We start from the raw sequence: 21,265 nt of genomic DNA on the forward strand, positions 1-21,265 counted from the left end.
GCGATGAGCAACGACGATCGTACCCAGTTCATGCCGACGCCCGGTGGCCGTGGCGCCGATCCCTTTCGCCCGGATCCTGGCCGGCCCCATCCTGCGCCGGCGTCCGCGCCGCTGTCGATGCCGGCCGCGCCGGTCCTGACCGGTAAGGCCGAGGGCCTCAACCCGCTGGAAAGTGCCGCCGGCCCGTTGCTGGCCTTGCTGACGCGCCTGCGCAACACCATCGCCCACCCGGCGCCGGCCAGTTTGCGTGCGCAACTGCTGGCCTACCTGCGCCAATTCGAAGAGCGCGCCGAGGCCGCCGGCGTGGTGCGTAACGATGTGTTGCTGGCCCGCTACGCCTTGTGCACCGCCCTCGACGAAGCGGTGTTGAGCACCCCATGGGGCGGCACCAGCGACTGGGGCAAGCAAAGCCTGCTGATCACCGTGCACAACGAAGCCTGGGGCGGCGAGAAGGTGTTCCAGTTGCTGGAGCATTGCCTGCAAAGCCCGCGCGAGCGCCTGTATCTGCTGGAACTGCTGTACCTGTGCATGTGCCTCGGCTTTGAAGGTCGTTACCGAGTGATGAACGACGGTCGCAGCCAACTGGAAGCGTTGCGTGAGCGCACCAGTGCGGTGATCCGCAGCGCCCGGGGCGACTACGAGCGCGAGCTGTCGCCGCACTGGCGTGGGGTCACCGTGGCCCGCGATCGCCTGGCGCAATTCATGCCGCCATGGATCGCCGTGGCCATCGGCGTGGCCCTGCTGCTGGCATTGCTGTTCGGCCTGCGCATGAAGCTCGCCTCGGATGCCGAGCCGGTGTTCAAGAACATTCATTTCCTCGGTGAAATCCCGGTGCAGACCATCGACCGTCCCGTGGTGCAGCCCAAAGTGATCGAGCGCCCACGCCTGGCCGGCTTCCTCGCCGACGAAATCCGCGCCAACCGCATTGCGGTGGAAGATGCCGTCGACCGCTCGGTGGTGACCATCCGTGGCGATGAACTGTTCGCCTCGGGCAGCGCCAGCATCAAGGACGATTTCCAGCCATTGATGCTGCGCATCGCCGATGCGGTGCGCAAGGTCAAGGGCCAGGTCCTGGTCACCGGCCACAGCGACAATCGCCCGATCGCCACCCTCCGGTTCCCGTCCAACTGGGCGTTGTCCGAAGCGCGGGCGCAATCGGTGCTGCAAATTCTCTCGGCCAAGACTGGCCAGCCCGAGCGCTTCAGCGCCGAAGGCCGCAGCGACACCGAACCGTTGGCATCCAACGCCACCACAGAGGGGCGTGCGCGCAACCGTCGGGTTGAAATCACAGTATTGGCGGAGGGGGTCGAGTGAAGGCGTTTTTCAGTTTTATGACCCGCTGGGTCATCCCATTGCTGGGGCTGATCGCCCTGAGCCTGATCATCTGGTTCGTCGGCCCGCTGCTCGATTGGCTGGTGCCCGAAGGCCGGCGCTGGGCCTTGATCATTCTGGTGTTCGCGGTGTGGATCGCCTATCGGGTGTTCCGCATCATCCAGGCCCGCCGTCAGGCTGCCGAAGTGATGCGCAGCCTGGCCGCGCAAACCCCGCCGGACCCGACCAGCATCGCCACCGCCGAAGAACTCGAAACCCTGCGCCAGCGCATGGACGAAGCCTTGGCCCTGCTCAAGAAAGCCAAGCTGGGCGGTGACGAGCGCCGTAACCTCTACGAGCTGCCGTGGTACGTGATCATCGGCCCGCCGGGTTCGGGCAAGACCACCGCCCTGGTCAACTCCGGGCTGCATTTCCCGCTGGCCGCGCAATTGGGCGCCGGTGCCGTGCGCGGTGTCGGCGGTACGCGCAATTGCGATTGGTGGTTCACCGACCAGGCGGTCCTGCTCGACACCGCCGGCCGCTACACCACCCAGGACAGCGACGCGACCATCGACAAGGCCGCGTGGCTGGGCTTCCTCGGCCTGCTGAAAAAACAACGGGCCCGACGTCCGATTGACGGGGCGTTCATCGCCATCAGCCTGTCCGACCTGCTGCTGGGCAGCGACGCCGAGCGCGCCGCCCACGCCGCGGCGATTCGCTTGCGGATCCAGGAGTTGTACACCCAACTGGGCGTGCGCTTCCCGATCTACCTGATGCTGACCAAGCTCGACCTCGTGCCGGGGTTCATGGAGTATTTCGACACCCTGAGCAAGGAAGAGCGCGCCCAGGTCTGGGGCATGACCTTCGCCCTGGACGATGGCAAGAGCAACGACAGCCCGCTGGCGTACCTGCAAAGCGAATTCACCGGCCTTGAGCAGCGCCTCAACGACCGCCTGGTGGAGCGCCTGCAACAAGAGCGTGACCCGGCGCGGCGTGACCTGATCTACGGCTTCCCGCAGCAGTTCGGCGCCTTGAAGGATTGCCTGCAAAGCTTCCTCGAGGGCGTGTTCAAACCCAACGCCTTCGAAGAGCGGGTGTTGCTGCGCGGCGTGTATTTCACCAGCGGCACCCAGGAAGGCAGCCCGATCGATCGCCTGATCGGCTCCATGGCCCAGAGCATGAACCTGGACCGCCAGCACCTGGCGCGCCAGACCGGCACCGGGCGCAGCTACTTCATCGAAAAACTCTTCACCGCCGTGGCCTTCGCCGAGCGCGGGCTGGTGGGCGTCGATCCGAAAGTCGAGCGTCGACGCAAGTGGATCGCCCGCGGTGTGCTGGCCTCCACGGTGGTGTTGGTGCTGGTGGTCAGCACGTTGTGGTGGGTCAGCTACCGGGCCAACCAGGCCTACATCGCCCAGGTCGATCAGAAGGTCGCGCCATTGGGCCAGACCGTGCAGAACCTCAGCCCGGCACAACGGGATGTGCTCGCGGTGTTGCCGCTGCTCAACGCGGTGAAGCACCTGGCCGACGACGCCCCGAGCTGGGCCGAAGGCCTGGGCCTGTACCAGGGTGACATGCTTGAAGCCGAGTCCGGCAGCGTCTATCGCAAGCTGCTGATCGCGGTGTTCGCGCCACGCCTGCTGACGCGCATCGAAGAGCAACTGCACAGCGGTGGCAATTCGGATTTCCTCTACGAAGGCTTGAAGGCCTACCTGATGCTCGCCGACACCGAGCATTACGACGCCGACTTCATCAAGGCCTGGATCGCCCTGGATTGGGACCGCAGCCTGCCGCGGGACTTGCCAGCCGAGCAGCGCCAGGCCCTGACCGGGCATTTGCAGGCGCTGTTCGAACGGCGTCCGCCCCTCGCGCGCCTTGACCCACGCCTGGTCGAAGACCTGCGCCGCCAGTTGCAGCAATTGCCGGTGGCCCAGCGGGTCTATGACCGGATCAAGCGGCAGAAACTGCCCGAAGGCATCCCGGACTTCCGCATCAACGAAGCCGCCGGGCGTGACGCCGCGCTGGTGTTCAGCCGCAAGAGCGGCAAGCCATTGGGCGAGCCGTTGAGCGGGTTCTTCACCGTCAAGGGTTACCGCCAGGGCTTTTTGCTCAGCAGCCTGAGCCAGACCGGCACCCTGGCCGAAGAGCAATGGGTGCTGGGCCACGAAGAGGCCGACCAGCAGAACGTCGCCAGTTTGGCCGCCGACGTGCGTCGCCTGTACTTCCAGGATTATCTGCGCCAATGGGACGCCTTGCTGGCCGACATCGACTTCGTGCCGATCACCAGCGTGGCCCAGGCCGCCGATGTGCTGCGGGTGATTTCCGGCCCGACCTCGCCACTGAAAAAACTGCTGGTGGCGGTGGCGAAGGAAACCGACCTGCAACAGGATGAACGCCTGCTGGCCGCCCAAGGCGCGCCAGTGGAAGGCGGTGTGGACAAGCTCAAGGAACGCCTGGGCAGCTTGCTCGGCCAGGAGCAGGCGACGCAAAACGCACCGGCGCAAAGCGATGACCCGATCACCGCGCACTTCGCCGAGCTCAACAGCATCGTCAGCAAAAGCGAAGGCGAGCCGGCAGCCATCGACGGCTTGCTGGCGGATATGAACGCCTTGTACGTGCAGGTCAGCGCCATGGTCGGTGCCAGCGGCGACGCCTTGCTCGGCGAAGCCAAGAACCAGGCCTCGGCCGCCGCCACCCGCGTCAGCCTCAACGCCGAACGCCAGCCGCCGCTGGTGCAGGGCCTGGTCAAGTCGGTGGTCAACTCCACCACCAACAGCATGATGGGCGGGGTGCGCAACCAACTGAACGCCGCCTGGACCAGCGAAGTGGTGAACATCTATCGCCAGTCCCTGGCCGGGCGCTATCCGATGTCGCCAGGCAGCGCGCGGGACGCGACCCTGGATGACTTCGGCCAGTTCTTCGGCGTCGGCGGGGTGATGGACAACTACTTCCGCAAGTACCTGCAACCTTACGTCGACACCTCGACTCCGACCTGGCGCTGGCAGCCGGGCGCGGCGCAGAAGCTCGGCATCGCCCCCGGCGTGCTGCAGACCTTCCAGCGCGCGGCGACCATCCGCGACGCGTTCTTCCGTTCCGGCGGCACCCAGCCGATGGTGCGTTTCGAACTCAAGCCGGTGGCGATGGACTCGACCATCACCCAGTTCCTGCTCGATCTCGACGGCCAGCAACTGAGCTACGACCACGGCCCGAGCCGCCCGACCGCCATGCAGTGGCCGAACCCGGGCAGCATCGGCGTGGTGCGGATCTCGATCATGCCGCCGTCGTCCAACGGTCGCTCCGGCATCACCCTGGATGGGCCATGGGCCTGGTTCCGACTGTTGGAGCAATCGGACCTGACCGCCGGCAACTCGCCGGATCGCTTCAACCTGCGGCTGCGGGTCGACGGCGCCAGCGCCTCTTATGAGCTGCGGGCCAACAGCGCCTTCAACCCATTCAAGAGCCGGGTGCTTAGCGGCTTCAGCCTGCCGGAGCGGCTATGAGTACACCGGGCTTCTATGGAAAGTTGGCCAGCCGCGGTGACTTCGTCAGCCGTGGCTTGCCCCAGGGCTTTATCGGCCCGTGGGATTCGTGGCTGGCGGCGGGTTTGCTCGCCAGCCAGACCAGCCTCGGCGAGCGCTGGCTGGACGCCTATCTGGTCAGCCCGCTGTGGCGCTTCATGGTCGCGCCGGGGGTGTGTGGCCCGGACGCCGCTGTTGGGGTGGTGATGCCGAGCATCGATCGGGTCGGTCGTTATTTTCCGCTGACCATTGCCGTGCTGCTGGAGCCCGACGCGGACCCGGCCTCGGTGGTGGGCGGTGCGGACGAGTGGTTCGAGCGGGTCGAAAACCTGTTGTTGAGTACGTTGAGCGTCGAGGCCAGTTTCGAGGCGTTCAACGAACAACTGGAAACCCTCGGCAGCCCGATGTACCTGCCGCGCACGCCGAGCAGCCGTTTCGCCAGCCTGCACCGCTTCGATGCCAGCGACCCGCAGCGGCGCATGAGCGCCCTGGCCGAGGCGGCCTGTGAAGGTGTGAGCCTGTGGTGGGGCCAGGGATCGGAGCGCATTGCCCCGGGTTTGATGCGCTGCCAGGGATTGCCGGCGGCGGCTGATTTTGCGCAATTTTTGCTCGGCCAAGAAGGTGTTGTGTAGATGCGTCCAAGTGCCGGAAAAGCAATCAAGTCTGCAAGCAAGAGCCATGTCGGGATGGTCCGCCAGGTCAATGAAGACGCCTGCCTGGACCTGCCGGAAAACGGCCTCTGGGTCGTTGCCGACGGCATGGGCGGGCACGCGGCGGGCGACTACGTCAGCAGCCTGATCGTCGACAGCCTGCGCGGCATTGCCGTGGGGCGTTCGCTGGACGAATACGTCGCGGCGCTGCAAAGCGACCTGCTGCGGGTCAACGCCGCCGTGCGGGAGGAAACCGCCAACCGTGGCGTGACGATGATGGGCAGCACCGTGGTGGTGCTGGCCGTCCGCGACCTGCGTGGCATGTGCCTGTGGGCCGGTGACAGCCGTTTGTATCGCCTGCGCGACGGCGTGCTCGAAGGCATCTCCCGGGACCACAGCTATGTCCAGGACTTGCAGGACAGCGGCCTGCTCAGCGAAGCCGAGGCGCGCGTGCATCCACGGGCCAACATCGTCACCCGGGCCATCGGCGTCGAGGCGCAACTGAACGTGGCGCTGACCGAACTGTTGCTGGTGCCTGGCGACAGCTACTTGTTGTGCAGCGACGGGCTGACCAAGACCGTCGAGGACGATGAAATCCGCGAAGTGTTGAGCCACGACGAGCCCGGCGAAATCGCCAGCAGCCTGGTGTCCCTGGGCCTGATGCGCGGCGCGCCGGACAACATCACCGTGGTGGTCGTGAAGGTGCCGTCATGAGCTTGACCTTGAACATTGTCATCCCCGGCTACGACATCGAAGGGCCGATCGGCGAAGGCGCGATGGCCAGTGTGTATCTGGCGACCCAGCGTTCGCTGGAGCGCAAGGTGGCGTTGAAAGTCATGGCCGCCGCCCTGGCCGCCGACCCGACTTTCTGCGAGCGTTTCCTGCGCGAAGGCAAGACCCTGGCGCGCTTGTCGCATCCGCACACCGTCACCATCCATGACATCGGCAACGTCGGTGAGCTGTATTACATGGCGATGGAATACCTGCCCAACGGCACGCTCAAGGAACGCATCGCCGCGGGCCTGACGCCGGAGCAGGGCCTGACCTACATTCGCCAGATCGCTTCAGCATTGGGTTATGCCCACGGGCTGGGCCTGGTCCACCGTGACGTCAAGCCGGCCAACATCCTGTTCCGCGCCGATGGTACGGCGGTGCTCTCGGACTTCGGCATCGCCAAGTCCCTCGACGACCGCACCCAGTTCACCCAGGCTGGCTTTGCTGTGGGTACGCCCAGCTACATGAGCCCGGAACAGGCCCGTGGGCAAGACATCGACGGTCGCGCCGACCTGTATGCCCTGGGCGTGGTGCTCTACGAAATCCTCGTCGGCAAACTGCCGTACACCGGCAACGACGCACTCTCCACGGCCCTGGCGCACCTGACCGAGCCGTTGCCGGAGTTGCCGGTGCATCACGGCCGTTACCAGGACGTGTTGCGCAAGTTGCTGGCGAAAGACCCGGCGGAGCGTTTCCCGGATGCGGCGGCGTTGCTGCGGGCGTTGGATAACCTGCCTGAGGCATCGGCGGAAGCGACGCTGATCCGGCCGTTGTCGTTTGAACTGCCGGCCACGCCGCCGGCGGTGGATGACTTGGCGGGTTTGACGCCCATGTCCATCGATATTCCGAGCGGCCCGGCTTATTCCCCACCGCCGTCACAACCGCAGTCCAAACCCGTTCCGCCGCCGATAAAACCGACGGTTCAATCCTCGGTGTCGGAGCAGCGCAAGGGGCCGGTGTTCGCCCTGGCCGCCGTCGCGGTCGCCGTGGCGCTGGCGTTGGGTGGCGCGGGTTATTGGTGGTTGGCCGGTGACGATGGCAAGGACGTGAAGACGCCCGTGGCCACGAACACCTCGGTCAAACCACCGGAAGTGAAGCCGCCGAAGGCCCCGGAAGTGCCGGCGGTCAAACCGCCCGTCGTCCCTGCGGCTCAGCCCCCCGTGGCGACCGAGGCCGATGGCGGCCAGCGTCCGCTCTTGATGGCCGGCAAGAAAACCCTGTTCCAGCGCGTGCTCAGCAAGCCGGGGGCGAAACTCGCCGAGGCGCCGGGCGCCGCACCGGGCAAGGCCCTGCCAGCGTTTTCGGTGTTGTATGTGTACCAGCGCAAGGACGTGGATGGCAGCGCCTGGGTGCGCGTCGGCGCGGCCACTGACGGGCGCAGCGACGGCTGGTTGCCCGCCGCCCAGGTCAGCGACTGGAAGCAGAGCCTGGTGCTCAAGTTCACTGAACGTTCCGGCCGTGCGCCGGTGATGTTCCTGCGTCAGCCCGGCGAGGTGGAAAAACTCCTGGCTAACCCTTCGGCGGCCAAGAACGTGCTGCTCAAGGCCCAGCAGAGCCCCCAGGAAGACCAGCAAGTGCTGGCCCTGGAACCGGCCGCCAGCGCCGTGCCGCAGAGCCAGTTCTACCTGTTGCCGATCTTCGATTCCCGCGAGAGCCTCGATGAGAACGGCCAGCCGGTGCAGTTGCTGAATGTGGCGTCCATCGATCCGGGCAACACGCCCAGGGCTTCGAACAACAACACGCCGATCACCACTGCCAACGCCGACGCGTTCCGCACCGCCGTGGTGCTGGTGGTGGACACCACCGTGTCGATGCAGCCCTACATCGATCAGGTGCGCGATGTGGTTCATCAACTGCAAACCCGCATCGCCGAGCGCGGCGAGTTGGACAGTGTCAGTTTCGGCATGGTGGGTTTTCGCAGCAGCATCCAGAAAACCCCGGGCCTGGAATACGTCGCCAAGACCTTGATCACCCTCGAACAGGGCCGCGACCCGCAACGCTTCATGGAGCTGGCGCGGCAGGTCAAGGCCTCCACGGTGTCGAGCCATTCGTTCAACGAAGATGCGTTCGCCGGGGTCATGCAGGCCGTCGAAGGCATGGACTGGTCCGGTTACGGCGGGCGCTTGATCCTGTTGGTCACCGACGCCGGCGCCCTGCGCAAGAACGACCCGTTTGCCGCCACGCAAATGAACGAGGCCGAAGTGCGCCAGGCGGCGCTGGGCAAGCAAATCAAGATCTACGCCCTGCACCTGCTCAGCGACGCGGGCAAGAAAACCCATGCCGGCGCCCAGAGCCAATACCGGACCCTGACCGCCGACGCCAACCCGCAGATCGGCGACCTGTACATTCCAGTGCCGGGCGCCGACGTGCGCAAATTCGGCGAGCGGGTCGACGAGATCGGCTCGGTGTTCGCCGACCTGGTGCACCAGGTGCGCAGCAATAAGCCGCAAAGCGTGCCGCTGCTCAGCGCCGCGCCGAGCCTGGCCGACAAATCGGCGGCGGTCGGCTACGCGATGCACATGGACTTTTTGGGGCGTAAATCCGCCAGCCAGGCGCCGCAACTGGTCAGCGCCTGGACCGCCGACCGCGACTTGACCAACCCGGCGCTGCCGGCGTTCCAGGTCTGTGTGATGCTGACCAAGCTGCAACTCAACGACCTGCAGCAGTCGCTGAAGCTGATCGTCGACGCGGCCCGCAAGACCCAGAGCTCGCCCAAGGATTTCTTCCAGGAAATCGCCAGCGCCAGTGCCTACATGAGCCGCGACCCGTCGGCCCTGCGCAAGGGGGGCAACCTCGCCGATGGCGGGATTCTCGGCGAGTACCTGGAAGGGCTGCCGTACCGCAGCAAGTCGCTGAACATGACCCAGGACCTGTGGCTGTCCTTGAGCGTGGCCGAGCAGGAAGATTTCATCGACGAGCTGGATTCGAAAATCCGCCTCTACGAAACCTTCCACAACGACCTCGCCAACTGGGTGCGCTTCGGCGACGCCGAGCCGGGCGACGCCTTGTACCGCGTTCCGTTGTCGACGCTGCCGTGATGCTGACCCTGAACGCCGTGCACAAAAGCCGGGGCGCCGGCAGCCAGCGCTACAGCCTGGTGATTCCACGGCTGTATTTGCGCGGCGGTGAACAACTGGCGGTGGTCGGCCCCAGCGGCTGTGGCAAGAGCACCTTGTTGGATATGTTGGCGCTGGTGTTGGCGCCGGATCAGGCCGGGCAGTTCGATTTCACGCCCGCCGACACGCCGCTGGACATCGCCAAATTGTGGCGTGCGTCGCAACAGGGCACCTTGGCCGAGCTGCGCAGCCGTTACCTGGGTTATGTTCTGCAAACCGGCGGCCTGCTGGGTTTTTTGGATGTGCGTGGCAACATCGCGTTGTCGCGCAAATTGCTGGGCTTGAAGGATGACGCTAGCGTGACGCGCCTGGCTGGGCAGTTGGACATTGCCGATCAACTGGACAAGAAACCGGCGGACTTATCCGTGGGCCAACGCCAGCGGGTCAGTTGTGCCCGGGCGTTGGCCCACGGCCCACGCCTGTTGCTGGCCGATGAGCCGACCGCCGCCCTCGACCCGCTGAACGCCGAGCGCGTCATGCAGTTGCTGGTGGCCCAGGCCCGCGAACACGGCGTCTGCTGCGTAGTTGCCACCCACGACGAAGCGCTGGCCCGGGCCAGCGGTTTGCAGGTACGGCGCATCAGTTGCCGTCGCGATGCCGACGGCGGTGTCACCGCCACCCTCGGGGAGGCTTGCTGATGCGCGGCGCGCTGGTGGCTTCCCTGGCCTGGCAGGATTACCGCAACGATGCCTGGCTGTCGGCCTGCTCGGTGCTGGCTTTGGTGGCCGTGGTGGCGCCGTTGCTGGTGCTGTTCGGCCTGAAGTTCGGCCTGGTCAGCAGCCTGACCGAGCGCTTGCAGAACGACCCTGCCACCCGGGAAATCATCCCCTTGGGCGGCGGTCGCTTCAGTGCCGAATTCGTCGAACAATTGAGCCAGCGCGGTGATGTGGCCTTTGCCTTGCCGCGCACCCGGCAGATCGCCGCCACGGCGGATTTGAGCAGCGAGGCGTCGGCTGTCACGGTCGAGATGATTCCCACCGCCGCCAACGATCCGTTGTTCGATCACTTGCCGGTGCCCCAAGGCTTGGATCAAGTGGTGCTCAGCCAGACCGCCGCTGAAAAACTCGGGGCCAAGGCGGGTGATTGGCTGCAGGCCAGTTTCGGCCGGCAGGTGGCCGGTCGCAGCGAGGCCCAGCGCACCCGCGTGCAGGTGCTGCAGGTGCTGCCACTGGAAGCCTTCGCCCGGGACGGCCTGTTCGCGCCGCTGGCGTTGCTGGAGGCGGCCGAGGATTACCGCGACGGCCGTGCCGTGCCTGCGTTCGGCTGGCCGGGCGATGCGGTGGGCGAGGCCGGGCAGCGCGTGTATCCGGCGTTTCGCTTGTATGCTCGCAGCCTCGGCGATGTCGAGCCGTTGCGGCAGTATTTCGCCGGGCAGAACCTGTTGGTATCGACCCAGGCCCAGACCATCGCACAAGTGCAATCGTTGAGCCGCAACCTGTCGATCGTGTTCTGGATCATCGCCGGGTTGGCCTTGGCCGGCGCGTTCGCGGCGATCTTTGCCGGTGCCTTGGCGGCGGTCGAGCGCAAGCGTCGGGAATTGTCGGTGTTGCGCCTGTTGGGGGTTTCCACCGCGGCGCTGTTGCTGTTCGTGGTGTTGCAGGCGCTCTACAGCGCCACGTTTGCGGCCCTGCTCAGTGCCGGCCTGTATGGCCTGGCGCAGTCGGGCCTGAATTATTTATTTGCACAGATGCCCGGCGAATACGCCAGTCATCTGTTGGTGCGTCACTACACCTTGGCCCTGGTGGCCGTGCTCGGCGTCAGCGCCGTCGCGGCGGCTTGCGGCGGCTGGCGAGTGGCGCGCATCCAGGCGTGTGAAGGAATTCGCGATGTATAAGTTATTAGGCGCCGCCGTGGCGCTGAGCCTCGCCAGCCTGACATGGGCTGATGAAGCCACGGACAAGCTGGACAACCCCAAGCCATTGCCCGACGACGTCAGCCTGCCGCTGCCGTGCGAAGGCCAGATGGTGTTCCGCTACGTCTACATCCTCGCCCAGGGCACCCTGGACGACCGCGAGATCAGCCTCGGCTACCCGTTCAGCGAAGGCGAGGCGGGCTATCAGCAGTCGTTCATTTCCGGCTACCGGCGCGACTTCATCAACGGTCAGTTCACCCTCAAGGACCTGCCCAAGGACTGGAACACGACCATCACGCCGTTGATGCCCAAGACCGACGCCAAGACGCCGCTCAAGCCGATGCTGTACTTCATTGGCAAGTACGAGGTCACGGCCCGGCAATACGCCCAGGTCATGGCCCAAGCGCAATCACTGGCCAGCGGCGAAGCGGCGCCAGCCTGCGAAACCTTGCAAGCCGAGTTGCCTCAAGGCGTGGCCGGGCGTTTGCCCAAGGTGAAACTGTCGAAATTCGAGGCCGAGCGCTTCTCGGCGGTGTACAGCGCCTGGCTGATGAAATACCACAAGGACCTGCTGCCGGTGAGCGGTCGCGGCACCTCCGCCGAAGACGGCGGGCTGGGTTTCGTGCGCTTGCCAACGGAAGTCGAGTGGGAATTCGCTGCCCGTGGCGGCCAAGCTGTGAGTCGTCAGGACCTGGAGGGGCGTCTGTTCCCTCGGCGCCTGGAAGGCAGTGAAAGCGACGGGCCCCTGGCCGATTGGGCGGTGTTCAACCAGGTCGCCGGCGGCACTGGCCAGGCGGCGCGGCTGATGCCCATCGGCACCAAGCTGCCGAACCCCATCGGCTTGTTCGATGTGGTGGGCAACGCGGCCGAGATGGTCCAGGAATCCTTCCAGTTGGTGCATGCCGGTCGCCGCCAGGGCGCCTATGGCGGCTTCGTGGTCAAGGGTGGCAACTACCTGGAAGGCGAGGGCACGCTGTTCACCGGCATGCGCCGCGAGTACCCGTTGTTCACGGCAGATGGCACTGAGCAAAGCAACGAGACCACCGGTTTTCGCGTGGCCGTCGGCGCGTTGTCGGCGCCGCGTTCGCGCTACAAGGAATTGTTCGCCCAATGGCAGAAAGAGGGGCGGCTCGCGTCGCTGACCGACGCCATCGACGACGCCGACGACCCGACCAAGCGCCTGGACAGCATCATCGCCGCCAGCGTCGATCCGCGCCTGCAAGCCGAACTGGGCCTGGTCAACGAGGAGCTCAAGCGCAACGTCTCACTCATCGCCCAGCAGCGCGAGGAAGCGGCGGGCAACCTGATCCAGTCCTCGGCCCTGGTGGCCGAGACCGTCAACAACTACAACATTCGCCTGACCAATCTGCAGAACAGTCGGCAAGCCGCCTTGGACGCCAAGGACGAGGCCAGCGCCACGCTGTTCGCCACGGCCATCGACAACGGCCGCAGCGCGCTGGATGGCGCGGTGGCGATCTACATCGACAACCTGGCCACCGGCACGCGCTACACCGATGCCGTGATCCAGGCGCAGTTTCAGCGCATCAAGGAAGAATTGGAGCGCAAACCGGTGCTGGGCAAGAGCCTGGTGGCGCGTGCAACGTTATTCGTTCGTCATGTCGGGGATTATCGTCAGCAAAAACGAGCCGACCCGGCGGCGATATTGAAGGAATTGCTCGCATCGAACGCTCAGCGGTCTTGAGTGTTCGTTGTCAGCGAGCTTGGAAGGGACTCAGGCGGCGATAGCGCCGTGCTGAGCTGGTCAACACTTAAAAGAGAACACAACTATGCTTTTCTCCCGTAAACCTTTGGCTTCGGTTTCCAAGCGTCACTTGCTGATGGTCGCTGTCGGCTTCAGCACCGTACTGACCGGCTGCGCCACGTCGCCGACGTCCAAGGTCGCGTCGAGCACCAAGGTCGAGTACTACCCGAACTGCTACGAGCCGGTGCAGCACTTGCGCGCCACCGAAGGCAACATGACCAAGTCGGTTGTCACCGGTGCGGCCGTTGGCGCGGTCGGCGGGGCGCTGCTGGGCGCCCTGACCGCTGACAAGGAAGACCGTGGTCGCAACGCCGCCATCGGTGCCGCGGGCGGCGCCTTGGCCGGTGGTGCCGCCGGTTATTACACCGAGCGCCAGAAGCAGATCGCCGATGACAACATGCGCATCGCTTCCTACGCTGCTGATGTCAGCAAAAGCGCTTCGGACATCGACCGTAGCACCGCCTACGCCAAGACCTCGCAGCAGTGCTACCAGAACGCGTTCAGCAAACTGGTTGCCGACCGCAAGGCCAAGACCATCAACGACACCGAGGGCCGTAAGCGCCTGGCGGAAATCGTCGCTGGCCTGAAAGAGTCGAACGACCTGATCGTCGCGGTCAACGGCAAAGCGTCCGAAGACCTGAACAACTACACCCAGGCCTACGAGAAAGACCTGCAGCAAGTGGGTGTGCAGCGTACTGACGTGGTGACTGTGGCCACTGCCGATACCACGCAGGTTGTGGCGCAGACCAGCACCAAGACCAAGAAGAAAGTGACGCCGGCGAAGAAGAAAGAACTGCCAACCGTGCCTAAAGAAGCGGTCGCCACTGAGAAAACCTTGCAGGACGCCAAGGCCAAGCAAGATCAAAGCAAGCAGGTTGCCAGCGCGGGTACCACCCAGGTCAACAGCATGTGCAAAAACCCGGACCTGGGCGACTGGGCACCGGTTCCTTGCCCGAATGTTTGATTGAGTGAGGGTGGCTGATCATCCCCTTGGGGAGTGATCACTGTGTGAAACCTGTGGGAGCGGGCTTGCTCGCGAAGGCGTCGGTTCAGTTGGCATCAATGTCGACTGACCCACCGCCATCGCGAGCAAGCTCGCTCCCACAGTTGTTTTTGGGGTGATCGAAATGTCCGCAAAGCCCCCAATCCCCTGTGGGAGCGGGCTTGCTCGCGAAGGCGTCGGTTCAGCTTGCATCATTGTTGCCTGACACTCCGCTATCGCGAGCAGGCTCGCTCCCACAGTGGATTGGGCTCCGGTTCGAAACAGAACCCTGTGGGAGCAAAGCTTGCTCGCGATGGCGCTGGTTCAGCCTGCATCAATGCAAAGCTCTATACCTTGGCCCCAGGCGCCACCGCCTCCTTGGTTTCCAGATGATCCAACGCCCGCTCGATCAACAACTGCACCCCATCGGCCATGCGACTGATCGCCAGGGCGACGCAGCGGCGTGGGTCATTCACATCGTTAATGTCCGAGGGTTTGGCAGGGGAAAAGGAGCAAAGGATCGCAGCCTTCGGCAGCTCCTACGGAAATCGATGTAGGAACTGCCGAAGGTTGCGATCTTTTGATTTTGAATTCGTGACTTAGCAGTCATCTTTCGCGAAAACCAGCTGATCTTCCGCTAAAGCGATCCGATGATGGCGTTGCGCCGAAGAATCGCTAAACTGCCAGCCATTGATCTTTTCTCACGAGGCTGTGCCCATGAAATTTCGTTTTCTGTTGTGGATGCTGGGGTTGTTGATGGGCAAGGCCAGCCGGACCAACCCGGCGTTCCAACAGCAGTTGGGCGACAAGGAGTTGGTGTTCCAGTTGCAAACCCTGGATGGCAAGGTCGCCCGGCATTTCACCGTGAAGAACCAGCGCATCACCAGCCAGTCCGGGGTTTACCCGACCCCGGCCTTCGCCATCGCCTTCAAGGACGCCGCCTATGGCTTCGCGACGATGCAGGCCAAGAACAAGCAGTTGGCATTCATGACGGGGATTCAGGACAAGTCGATCCAGATCAAGGGCAACCCGGCGCTGGTGATCTGGTTCCAGGGGCTGACCAAGTACCTGAAGCCGAGGAAACCTAAAGCCAAGTGACTCCCCTGTGGCGAGGGAGCTTGCTCCCGCTGGGCGGCGAAGCGGCCCCAAACGGATTGACACGGTCTTCCAGGCAGATCGCGTCGGCAGGTTTTGCGGCTGCTACGCAGCCGAGCGGGAGCAAGCTCCCTCGCCACAAAAGCTCTTCAGTCAGCAGCCAATGAGCTCATCAGGCAGTTAGCCATCAATGAGCTATGAATCAGCCGGGCATCAGTGGCCGAACTGCGAAGCCAGTTCCCGCAGCAGCACTTCGGCCTCAAGCACCTTGCTGACCACATCGTTGGCCTTTTCCCGGGTCAGGCCCACACGTTCGAGCAACGCATCCGGGATGTCTTCATCCGGGCCGGAGCCGATGCTGCGCGAGCGCAGCAAGCGCACGGCCAGGCATACCAGGTTCGGGTAGGCGGCGTATTCGCCGTCGTAGTGCGGGTCGTGCTGGAAGCGCAGGGCGGTGGCCAGTTCGTCGGGCATGTCCCAGTAGCGCATCAGCCAGGCGCCGATCTGCTCGCGGCTGATGCCCAGCAAGTGTTGCTCCACGTAGCTGTGGCACAGGTGCGGGTTGACCTCCAGGTGTCGGCAGATCAGCGAGAAGTGCGGCGGGAACACATGGGCCAGCAGTAGATAACCAAAGTTGTGCAGCAGGCCGGACAGGTAGGTCAGGCCGCCTTCGGGACGCTGGGCCCGCGGCATGGCGCGGGTCAGGCCTTCGATGACGGCGGCGGTGTAGATCGACTGGTGCCAGTACGGCGTGGTGTGTTGCGGGTGGTCCTTGGGCAGGCTCAGGGTCTTGCCCAGGGCCAGGCCCAGTGCCAGGTTGATCACCAGGTCGAAGCCCAGCACGCGGACGATGGCGTCTTCCACCGAGCGAATCTTGCCGGGCGAGGCGTAGTAGGGCGAGGCGGCCCAGCTCACCACTTGCGCGGCCAGGGCTGGATCGGTCTCTACCACACCGGTGATGTCATCGATGGTGGCGTCGGGGTCGACCCGCAGCTTGATAATTTTTTGCGCGGTTTCAGCCAGCGGCGGGATCTCGATGGTTTCTTCCAGCCGTTGCTGGATACGCCGGGCGGTAAACGCTTGCACAGCCTGGGTGATTTCCGCGCGGTCGTCGTGCGGGCGGTCCAGGTTGGGGGTGATGTTGCTCACGGCTTCGCCAAATGTCGCGGCGCTGGCCTTGGTGAGCATGGTCTTGAACGCTTCGCTGGTCACTTCCAGCAGCAGCCCCGGCTCGCCGGAGTTGATCAGCAATTTGGGTTCGCGCAGCAGGCTTTCTTCGTACAGGCACGGTGAGCTGGTCAGCGCCGGCAGGCCGGGCAGCAGGCTCAGGCTGTGTTTGCCGAGCATGCGCTCCAGGCGTTCGGTCGGCACCGCCGTGAGCTTGCGACCGGTGAGTTCGGCCAGGCGATTGAGGTCCAGCAGCTGGCTTTGTGGAAACAGCACCATGAGCGCGCCAACGGCATCGTGCAGCAACACCGCCTGCACCTTGCGGGCTGGGTTCAGGCCGGGTCGTTCGAGTACTTCGTCATAGCCGATGCCCAATTTCTCGAGCAACAGCCGAATAACAGACGGAGCGTGCGGGGCTTCGGGGACGAGGGCAGCTTCTGTCATGGTCTGTATCCGTTTTCCTACAAGTTGGTCAGTATAACCAGCTTGTCCGGCACGCGGGTCTTGAAAACTGAGCGCGTGCTCACACTTGGCCGTATTGCTGCCCATGACGCAGCCAGCGATCCAGCAGCGGGCTGACGTGGTCGGGCCAGCGTTCCAGCAGGGCCTGGGCGGCGTCGCGTACGGCAGGGAGCAGATCGGCGTCGCGCATCAGGTCGGCTACCTTGAATTGAAGCAGACCGGTCTGGCGCGTGCCGAGCATTTCACCGGGGCCGCGCAATTCGAGGTCTTTTTCGGCGATGACGAAACCGTCGTTGGTTTCGCGCATGATCCCCAGCCGTTGGCGCCCGATCTGCGACAGTGGCGGGTGATAGAGCAAGACGCAATGGCTGGCGGCGCTGCCCCGGCCCACCCGGCCGCGCAGCTGGTGCAACTGCGCCAGGCCCAGGCGCTCGGGGTTTTCGATGATCATCAGGCTGGCGTTTGGCACGTCGACGCCGACCTCGATCACCGTGGTGGCGACCAGCAGTTGCAGGGCGCCGGCCTTGAATTCAGCCATGACCGCGGCTTTTTCGACGGGTTTCATGCGGCCGTGGATCAGCCCGACCTTCAACTCGCCGAGGGCGGCGGTGAGGTCCTCGAAGGTGGTTTCGGCCGCCTGGCAGGTCAGCTCTTCCGACTCTTCGATCAACGTACACACCCAATAGGCCTGCCGTCCTTCGGCGCAGGCGCTGCGCACGCGCTCGATCACTTCCACTCGTCGGGTATCGGTCACCAGCACGGTGTTGACCGGTGTACGGCCGGGGGGCAGTTCGTCGAGGATCGAGGTGTCGAGGTCGGCGTAGGCGCTCATCGCCAGGGTCCGTGGAATCGGCGTGGCGGTCATGATCAGTTGGTGAGGGCACATGCGCCCACCCACGCCTTTCTGCCGCAAAGCCAGGCGTTGTTGCACGCCGAAGCGGTGCTGTTCGTCGATGATCACCAAGGCCAGGTTCTTGAACTGCACTTCATCCTGGAACAGCGCATGGGTGCCGACCACCATCGGCGCGCCTTCGGCGATCTGCGCCAGGGCGGCGGCGCGGTTCTTGCCCTTGAGCTTGCCGGCCAGCCAGGCGACTTCAATGCCCAGTGGTTCGAGCCAGCGCTGGAAGGCGATGAAATGTTGCTCGGCGAGGATCTCGGTGGGCGCCATCAACGCCACTTGATAACCGGCTTCCAAGGCCTGCAGCGCGGCGAGGGCGGCAACCACGGTCTTGCCGGCGCCGACATCGCCCTGGATCAGCCGCAGCATCGGCTCGGGCTGGCTCAGGTCGTAGGCGATTTCGTTGCCCACGCGTTGCTGGGCGCCCGTTGGGGTGAAGCCGAGGTTGGCCAGGTAGCGGGCCGGCAGGTCCTTGGCCTTGGGCATGGCCGGGGCGCGCAGGGAACGCAGGCTTTCGCGCAGGCGTTGCTGGGACAGTTGATGGGTCAGCAGTTCTTCGAACGCGAGGCGATGCTGGGCCCAGTGATGGCCGAGGGCGAGTTCGTCGACGTCGGCATCGGCGGGCGGATGGTGCAGGTAGCGGATCGCATCGGCCAGCGGCGCCAACTGGTAATCCCGGGCCAGTTCCGTGGGCAGCCAGTCGGGCAGGCTGCTGGGGCCCAGTAGCGTCAGGGTTTGCTGGCAGAGCTGGCGCAAACGTTGTTGGGTCAGGCCTTCGGTGAGCGGATAGACCGGGGTCAGGGTTTCATCCACGGGCGGCGGCTCGTCACCGGTAATGCTGCGGTATTCCGGGTGATAGATCTCCAGCCCCGACGCCCCGGGCCGTGCTTCGCCGTAGCAACGCACGCGGGTGCCGCGCTTGAGACCTTCCTTTTGCGCATTGCTGAAGTGATAGAAACGCAGGCTGAGCCCACCGGTGCCATCCTGCAGGCGCACCACCAGGCTGCGACGACGGCCCATGACTACATCGGCGCCGCTGACGGTGCCTTCGATCACCGCGTCCTGCCCCGGGCGCAGATGGCCGATGGGCACCACGCGGGTGCGGTCCTGATAGCGCAACGGCAGGTGAAACAGCAGGTCCTGGAGGTTTTCCAGGCCGACCTTGGCCAGTTTCTCGGCCATGGCTTCACCGACACCCTTGAGTGTCGTGACCGGCACTTTCGACAGCTCAGTCATGGCAGCGGCTTACTTGGCAGCGGGCGGCTTGGCCACGGAGCACAGGCGGATCGAGTCGGCGAGGATTTCGATGGCCTTGGGCCGCGGGAAGCTGGCGCGCCAGGCGATGGCAACGGTGCGGAACGGCACGGGTGGCGTCAGCGGGCGGACTTCGATCACGCCAGGGGAGTAATGATGGCTGTCCACCGCCGACAGCGGCAGGATCGAAATACCCAGGCCGGAAGCGACCATGTGGCGAATGGTTTCCAGGGAGCTGGATTCCACCGTGGTGTGCTTGGCGCCTTCGCTGCCCTTGGTCAGGGTCGGGCAGGCTTCGAGCACCTGGTCGCGGAAGCAGTGGCCCTCGCCGAGCAGCAGCAGGCTCTTGTCGTTGAGCAGGGCGGCGTCGATGGTTTTTTTCTGGGTCCAGGGGTGCTCTGCCGGCATCAGGACGTAGAACGGTTCGTCATAGAGCGGCAGGGTCAGGACGTCGGCTTCGTTGAACGGCAGGGCGATGATGATCGCGTCCAGCTCGCCGTTGCGCAGCTTGTCGCGCAGCACGTGGGTGAAATTTTCTTCGATGTACAACGGCATCTGCGGGGCGACCCGGTGCAGTTGCGGAATCAGGTGCGGGAACAGGTACGGGCCGACGGTGTAGATCGCGCCGACTTTCAGCGGGGCGGTCAATTGGTTCTTGCCGGCCTGGGCCAGTTCGCGAATGCCTTGGGCCTGTTCAAGGACCTTCTGTGCCTGGGCGACGATGCCTTCGCCTACCGGGGTCAGGCGCACGGCGCTTTTGCTGCGCTCGAAAATCAGCACACCGAGTTCGTCTTCAAGTTTTTTCACACCCACCGACAGCGTCGGCTGGCTGACGTGGCAACGCTCGGCCGCATGGCCGAAATGCTGCTCTTGGGCGAGGGTCACGATGTAGCGTAATTCTGTGAGGGTCATGGCGAGCGTCCGTGAAGTTGCGAGCCAAGCATACCGGCTGCAATCGATAGACGCACGTTATCAGACTGGGGGTGCGGTGGGACACTGGCGAATGTCTGTGGGGCGTTGCTGGATATGAAAAAGGCATCTTTCGATGCCTTTATGTCGGTTGTGCTCATTGTGGCGAGGGAGCTTGCTCCCGCTGGCCTGCGCAGCAGGCCTCTGGTGCGGCGAACGCGGTCTGCCTGATGCAGCACATTCGCTGGTTTTGGGGCCGCTTCGCGGCCCAGCGGGAGCAAGCTCCCTCGCCACAGGATTCAACCTGCCATCGGATTGCCAGATTGAGTCAACGCCGGCGCTTGTCGATGGAGTACACGAACGGTGCCGTCAGTTCGATGGTGCCGTTGGTCAGCAACTCCGCCGGTGGCTTGGGCAACGGCTGGGCGCGGCGGATCATTTCCAGGGTGGCCCGGTCCAGCAACTCCGTGCCGGAACTGCCCACCAGTTCGAATGACAACACGTTGCCGTCGGCATCCACCACGAAACGCAGGCGGTTGGTGCCTTCCTTGTTCATCTGTTGGGCCCTGGGCGGGTACTTCTTGTACTTGCCCAGGTGCGCCAGCAGCGTGCCCTGCCAATTGGCCTTGGCAGCCGATTGCGCGGGCGACGGGCCAGGCGCCGGTTGCGCGGACTTCTCGGCCACTGACTGGGTTGGCGGCGTGTCGCTGGGTTTCTGCTCCGACGGCTGTTCCTTCGGCGGCTCGGGTTTTTTCTCCACCGGTTTGGGCTTGGGCGGTTGAGGCTTGGGCTTGGGCTTGACCGGCTTGGGCACGGCGATTTCAGGCTTCGGTGCTTCGGCGAGTTTAGGCAGCGGCAGCTCTTCCACCGGCTCGGGCGGTTGCGGCGGTGTGACGACTTTTGGCGGTGCCGGTGGCGGCGGGGCTGGAACCGGCGCCAGCTCGACCATCATCGCCTGGGGCGGCAACTCGATGGGTGCTCGCGTGGTCCAGTTCAGCGCCAGGGCGATGGCGAGCGCATGCACGCCCAGCACCACTGCCAGGCTACCGCTGTAACGCGTCAGCTTTTGGCGCGTCGTGATCATTTTTTAGGCGCCGTCTCGAGTCCGACCAGGCCGACTTTCAGGTAGCCGGCGCTTCGCAGCGCGTCCATCACGCTCATCAGGTCGCCGTAGTCCACGCCTTTATCGGCCTGGAAGAAGATCGTCGTGTCCTTCTTGCCCTGGGTCTTGGCGTCGAGGGTCGCGCCGAGGACGTCGGCCTTGACCTCTTCCTCACCGAGGAACAGGCGCTGATCGGCCTTGACGCTGAGGAACACTGGTTTCTCCGGCCGCGGCGAAGGCTTGGCCGTCGACGCCGGCAGGTCGACCTTGATGTCCACGGTGGCCAGTGGGGCGGCCACCATGAAGATGATCAACAGCACCAGCATCACGTCGATGAACGGCGTGACATTGATTTCGTGGTTCTCGGCCAGATCGTCGTCTGCGCCTTCTTTCAAATGCAGGCCCATGGC

Annotated in this window: 16 protein-coding genes; 10 read left to right on the forward strand and 6 right to left on the reverse strand. The window is 64.6% G+C overall.

What is annotated here, in order from left to right:
• Nucleotides 1–3: 3 nt before the first annotated feature.
• The 9 genes from J3P88_RS01110 (at nt 4) to tagQ (ending at nt 13,947) form a co-directional block, all read left to right on the forward strand.
• Nucleotides 4–1,314 carry a DotU family type VI secretion system protein gene (locus J3P88_RS01110; protein ID WP_434573562.1) on the forward strand — a complete coding sequence of 437 codons (1,311 nt, stop codon included), beginning with the start codon at nt 4–6 and terminating at the stop codon, nt 1,312–1,314.
• Entirely contained in the window at nt 1,311–4,811 is a 3,501-nt protein-coding gene (gene tssM, locus J3P88_RS01115) for a type VI secretion system membrane subunit TssM (protein WP_434573564.1), read from the forward strand. Before J3P88_RS01110 ends, tssM begins: the two co-directional genes overlap by 4 nt.
• Nucleotides 4,808–5,461, forward strand: coding sequence for a type VI secretion system-associated protein TagF (gene tagF / locus J3P88_RS01120; protein ID WP_411385963.1), 654 nt, complete (start codon nt 4,808–4,810; stop codon nt 5,459–5,461). The genes tssM and tagF overlap by 4 nt, the downstream gene beginning before the upstream one ends.
• Entirely contained in the window at nt 5,462–6,193 is a 732-nt protein-coding gene (locus J3P88_RS01125) for a PP2C family protein-serine/threonine phosphatase (protein WP_186710243.1), read from the forward strand.
• Nucleotides 6,190–9,291: a serine/threonine-protein kinase gene (locus J3P88_RS01130; protein ID WP_434573567.1), complete on the forward strand. Its 3,102-nt coding sequence runs from the start codon at nt 6,190–6,192 to the stop codon at nt 9,289–9,291. The genes J3P88_RS01125 and J3P88_RS01130 overlap by 4 nt, the downstream gene beginning before the upstream one ends.
• Complete coding sequence (locus tag J3P88_RS01135) at nt 9,291–10,007, forward strand: ABC transporter ATP-binding protein (RefSeq protein ID WP_434576658.1); 717 nt, start codon at nt 9,291–9,293, stop codon at nt 10,005–10,007. The genes J3P88_RS01130 and J3P88_RS01135 overlap by 1 nt, the downstream gene beginning before the upstream one ends.
• On the forward strand, nt 10,007–11,203 hold the full coding sequence (locus J3P88_RS01140; RefSeq protein ID WP_411385961.1) for an ABC transporter permease: 1,197 nt from the start codon (nt 10,007–10,009) through the stop codon (nt 11,201–11,203). The genes J3P88_RS01135 and J3P88_RS01140 overlap by 1 nt, the downstream gene beginning before the upstream one ends.
• On the forward strand, nt 11,196–12,923 hold the full coding sequence (locus J3P88_RS01145; protein ID WP_189656370.1) for an SUMF1/EgtB/PvdO family nonheme iron enzyme: 1,728 nt from the start codon (nt 11,196–11,198) through the stop codon (nt 12,921–12,923). The genes J3P88_RS01140 and J3P88_RS01145 overlap by 8 nt, the downstream gene beginning before the upstream one ends.
• Nucleotides 12,924–13,008: 85 nt before the next feature.
• Complete coding sequence (tagQ, locus tag J3P88_RS01150) at nt 13,009–13,947, forward strand: type VI secretion system-associated lipoprotein TagQ (protein WP_434573570.1); 939 nt, start codon at nt 13,009–13,011, stop codon at nt 13,945–13,947.
• A 365-nt stretch (nt 13,948–14,312) separates the two neighbouring features.
• Here the strand turns inward: tagQ and J3P88_RS01155 are convergent, their stop codons facing one another.
• Nucleotides 14,313–14,441, reverse strand: a complete 129-nt coding sequence (locus J3P88_RS01155) for a DUF6124 family protein (protein ID WP_434573572.1) — start codon at nt 14,439–14,441, stop codon at nt 14,313–14,315.
• 241 nt (nt 14,442–14,682) lie between these two features.
• Between J3P88_RS01155 and J3P88_RS01160 the strand changes: the two genes are divergently transcribed.
• Nucleotides 14,683–15,063, forward strand: coding sequence for a helicase (locus J3P88_RS01160; protein WP_186706906.1), 381 nt, complete (start codon nt 14,683–14,685; stop codon nt 15,061–15,063).
• 210 nt (nt 15,064–15,273) lie between these two features.
• On the opposite strand, the gene J3P88_RS01165 is transcribed toward J3P88_RS01160, so the two are convergent.
• The 5 genes from J3P88_RS01165 to exbD all read right to left on the reverse strand — a co-directional run bounded on the left by J3P88_RS01165 (nt 15,274) and on the right by exbD (nt 21,262).
• Nucleotides 15,274–16,671: an aminoacyl-tRNA deacylase and HDOD domain-containing protein gene (locus J3P88_RS01165; protein WP_186706905.1), complete on the reverse strand. Its 1,398-nt coding sequence runs from the start codon at nt 16,669–16,671 to the stop codon at nt 15,274–15,276.
• Nucleotides 16,672–16,750: 79 nt separating this feature from the next.
• The gene (recG, locus tag J3P88_RS01170; protein WP_434573575.1) at nt 16,751–18,826 is read right to left on the reverse strand and encodes an ATP-dependent DNA helicase RecG; all 2,076 of its coding nucleotides are present in this window, start codon (nt 18,824–18,826) and stop codon (nt 16,751–16,753) included.
• 9 nt (nt 18,827–18,835) lie between these two features.
• Nucleotides 18,836–19,756, reverse strand: coding sequence for a hydrogen peroxide-inducible genes activator (locus J3P88_RS01175; protein ID WP_186706903.1), 921 nt, complete (start codon nt 19,754–19,756; stop codon nt 18,836–18,838).
• Between the two features lie 325 nt (nt 19,757–20,081).
• A complete protein-coding gene (locus J3P88_RS01180; protein WP_186730335.1) occupies nt 20,082–20,837 on the reverse strand; it encodes an energy transducer TonB in 756 nt (251 codons plus the stop codon).
• On the reverse strand, nt 20,834–21,262 hold the full coding sequence (gene exbD, locus J3P88_RS01185; protein WP_434573577.1) for a TonB system transport protein ExbD: 429 nt from the start codon (nt 21,260–21,262) through the stop codon (nt 20,834–20,836). Before exbD ends, J3P88_RS01180 begins: the two co-directional genes overlap by 4 nt.
• Between the last annotated feature and the right edge of the window lie 3 nt (nt 21,263–21,265).

The organism is Pseudomonas sp. Z3-6 (assembly GCF_051131985.1).
Taxonomy (GTDB): Bacteria; Pseudomonadota; Gammaproteobacteria; order Pseudomonadales; family Pseudomonadaceae; genus Aquipseudomonas; species Aquipseudomonas zanjanensis.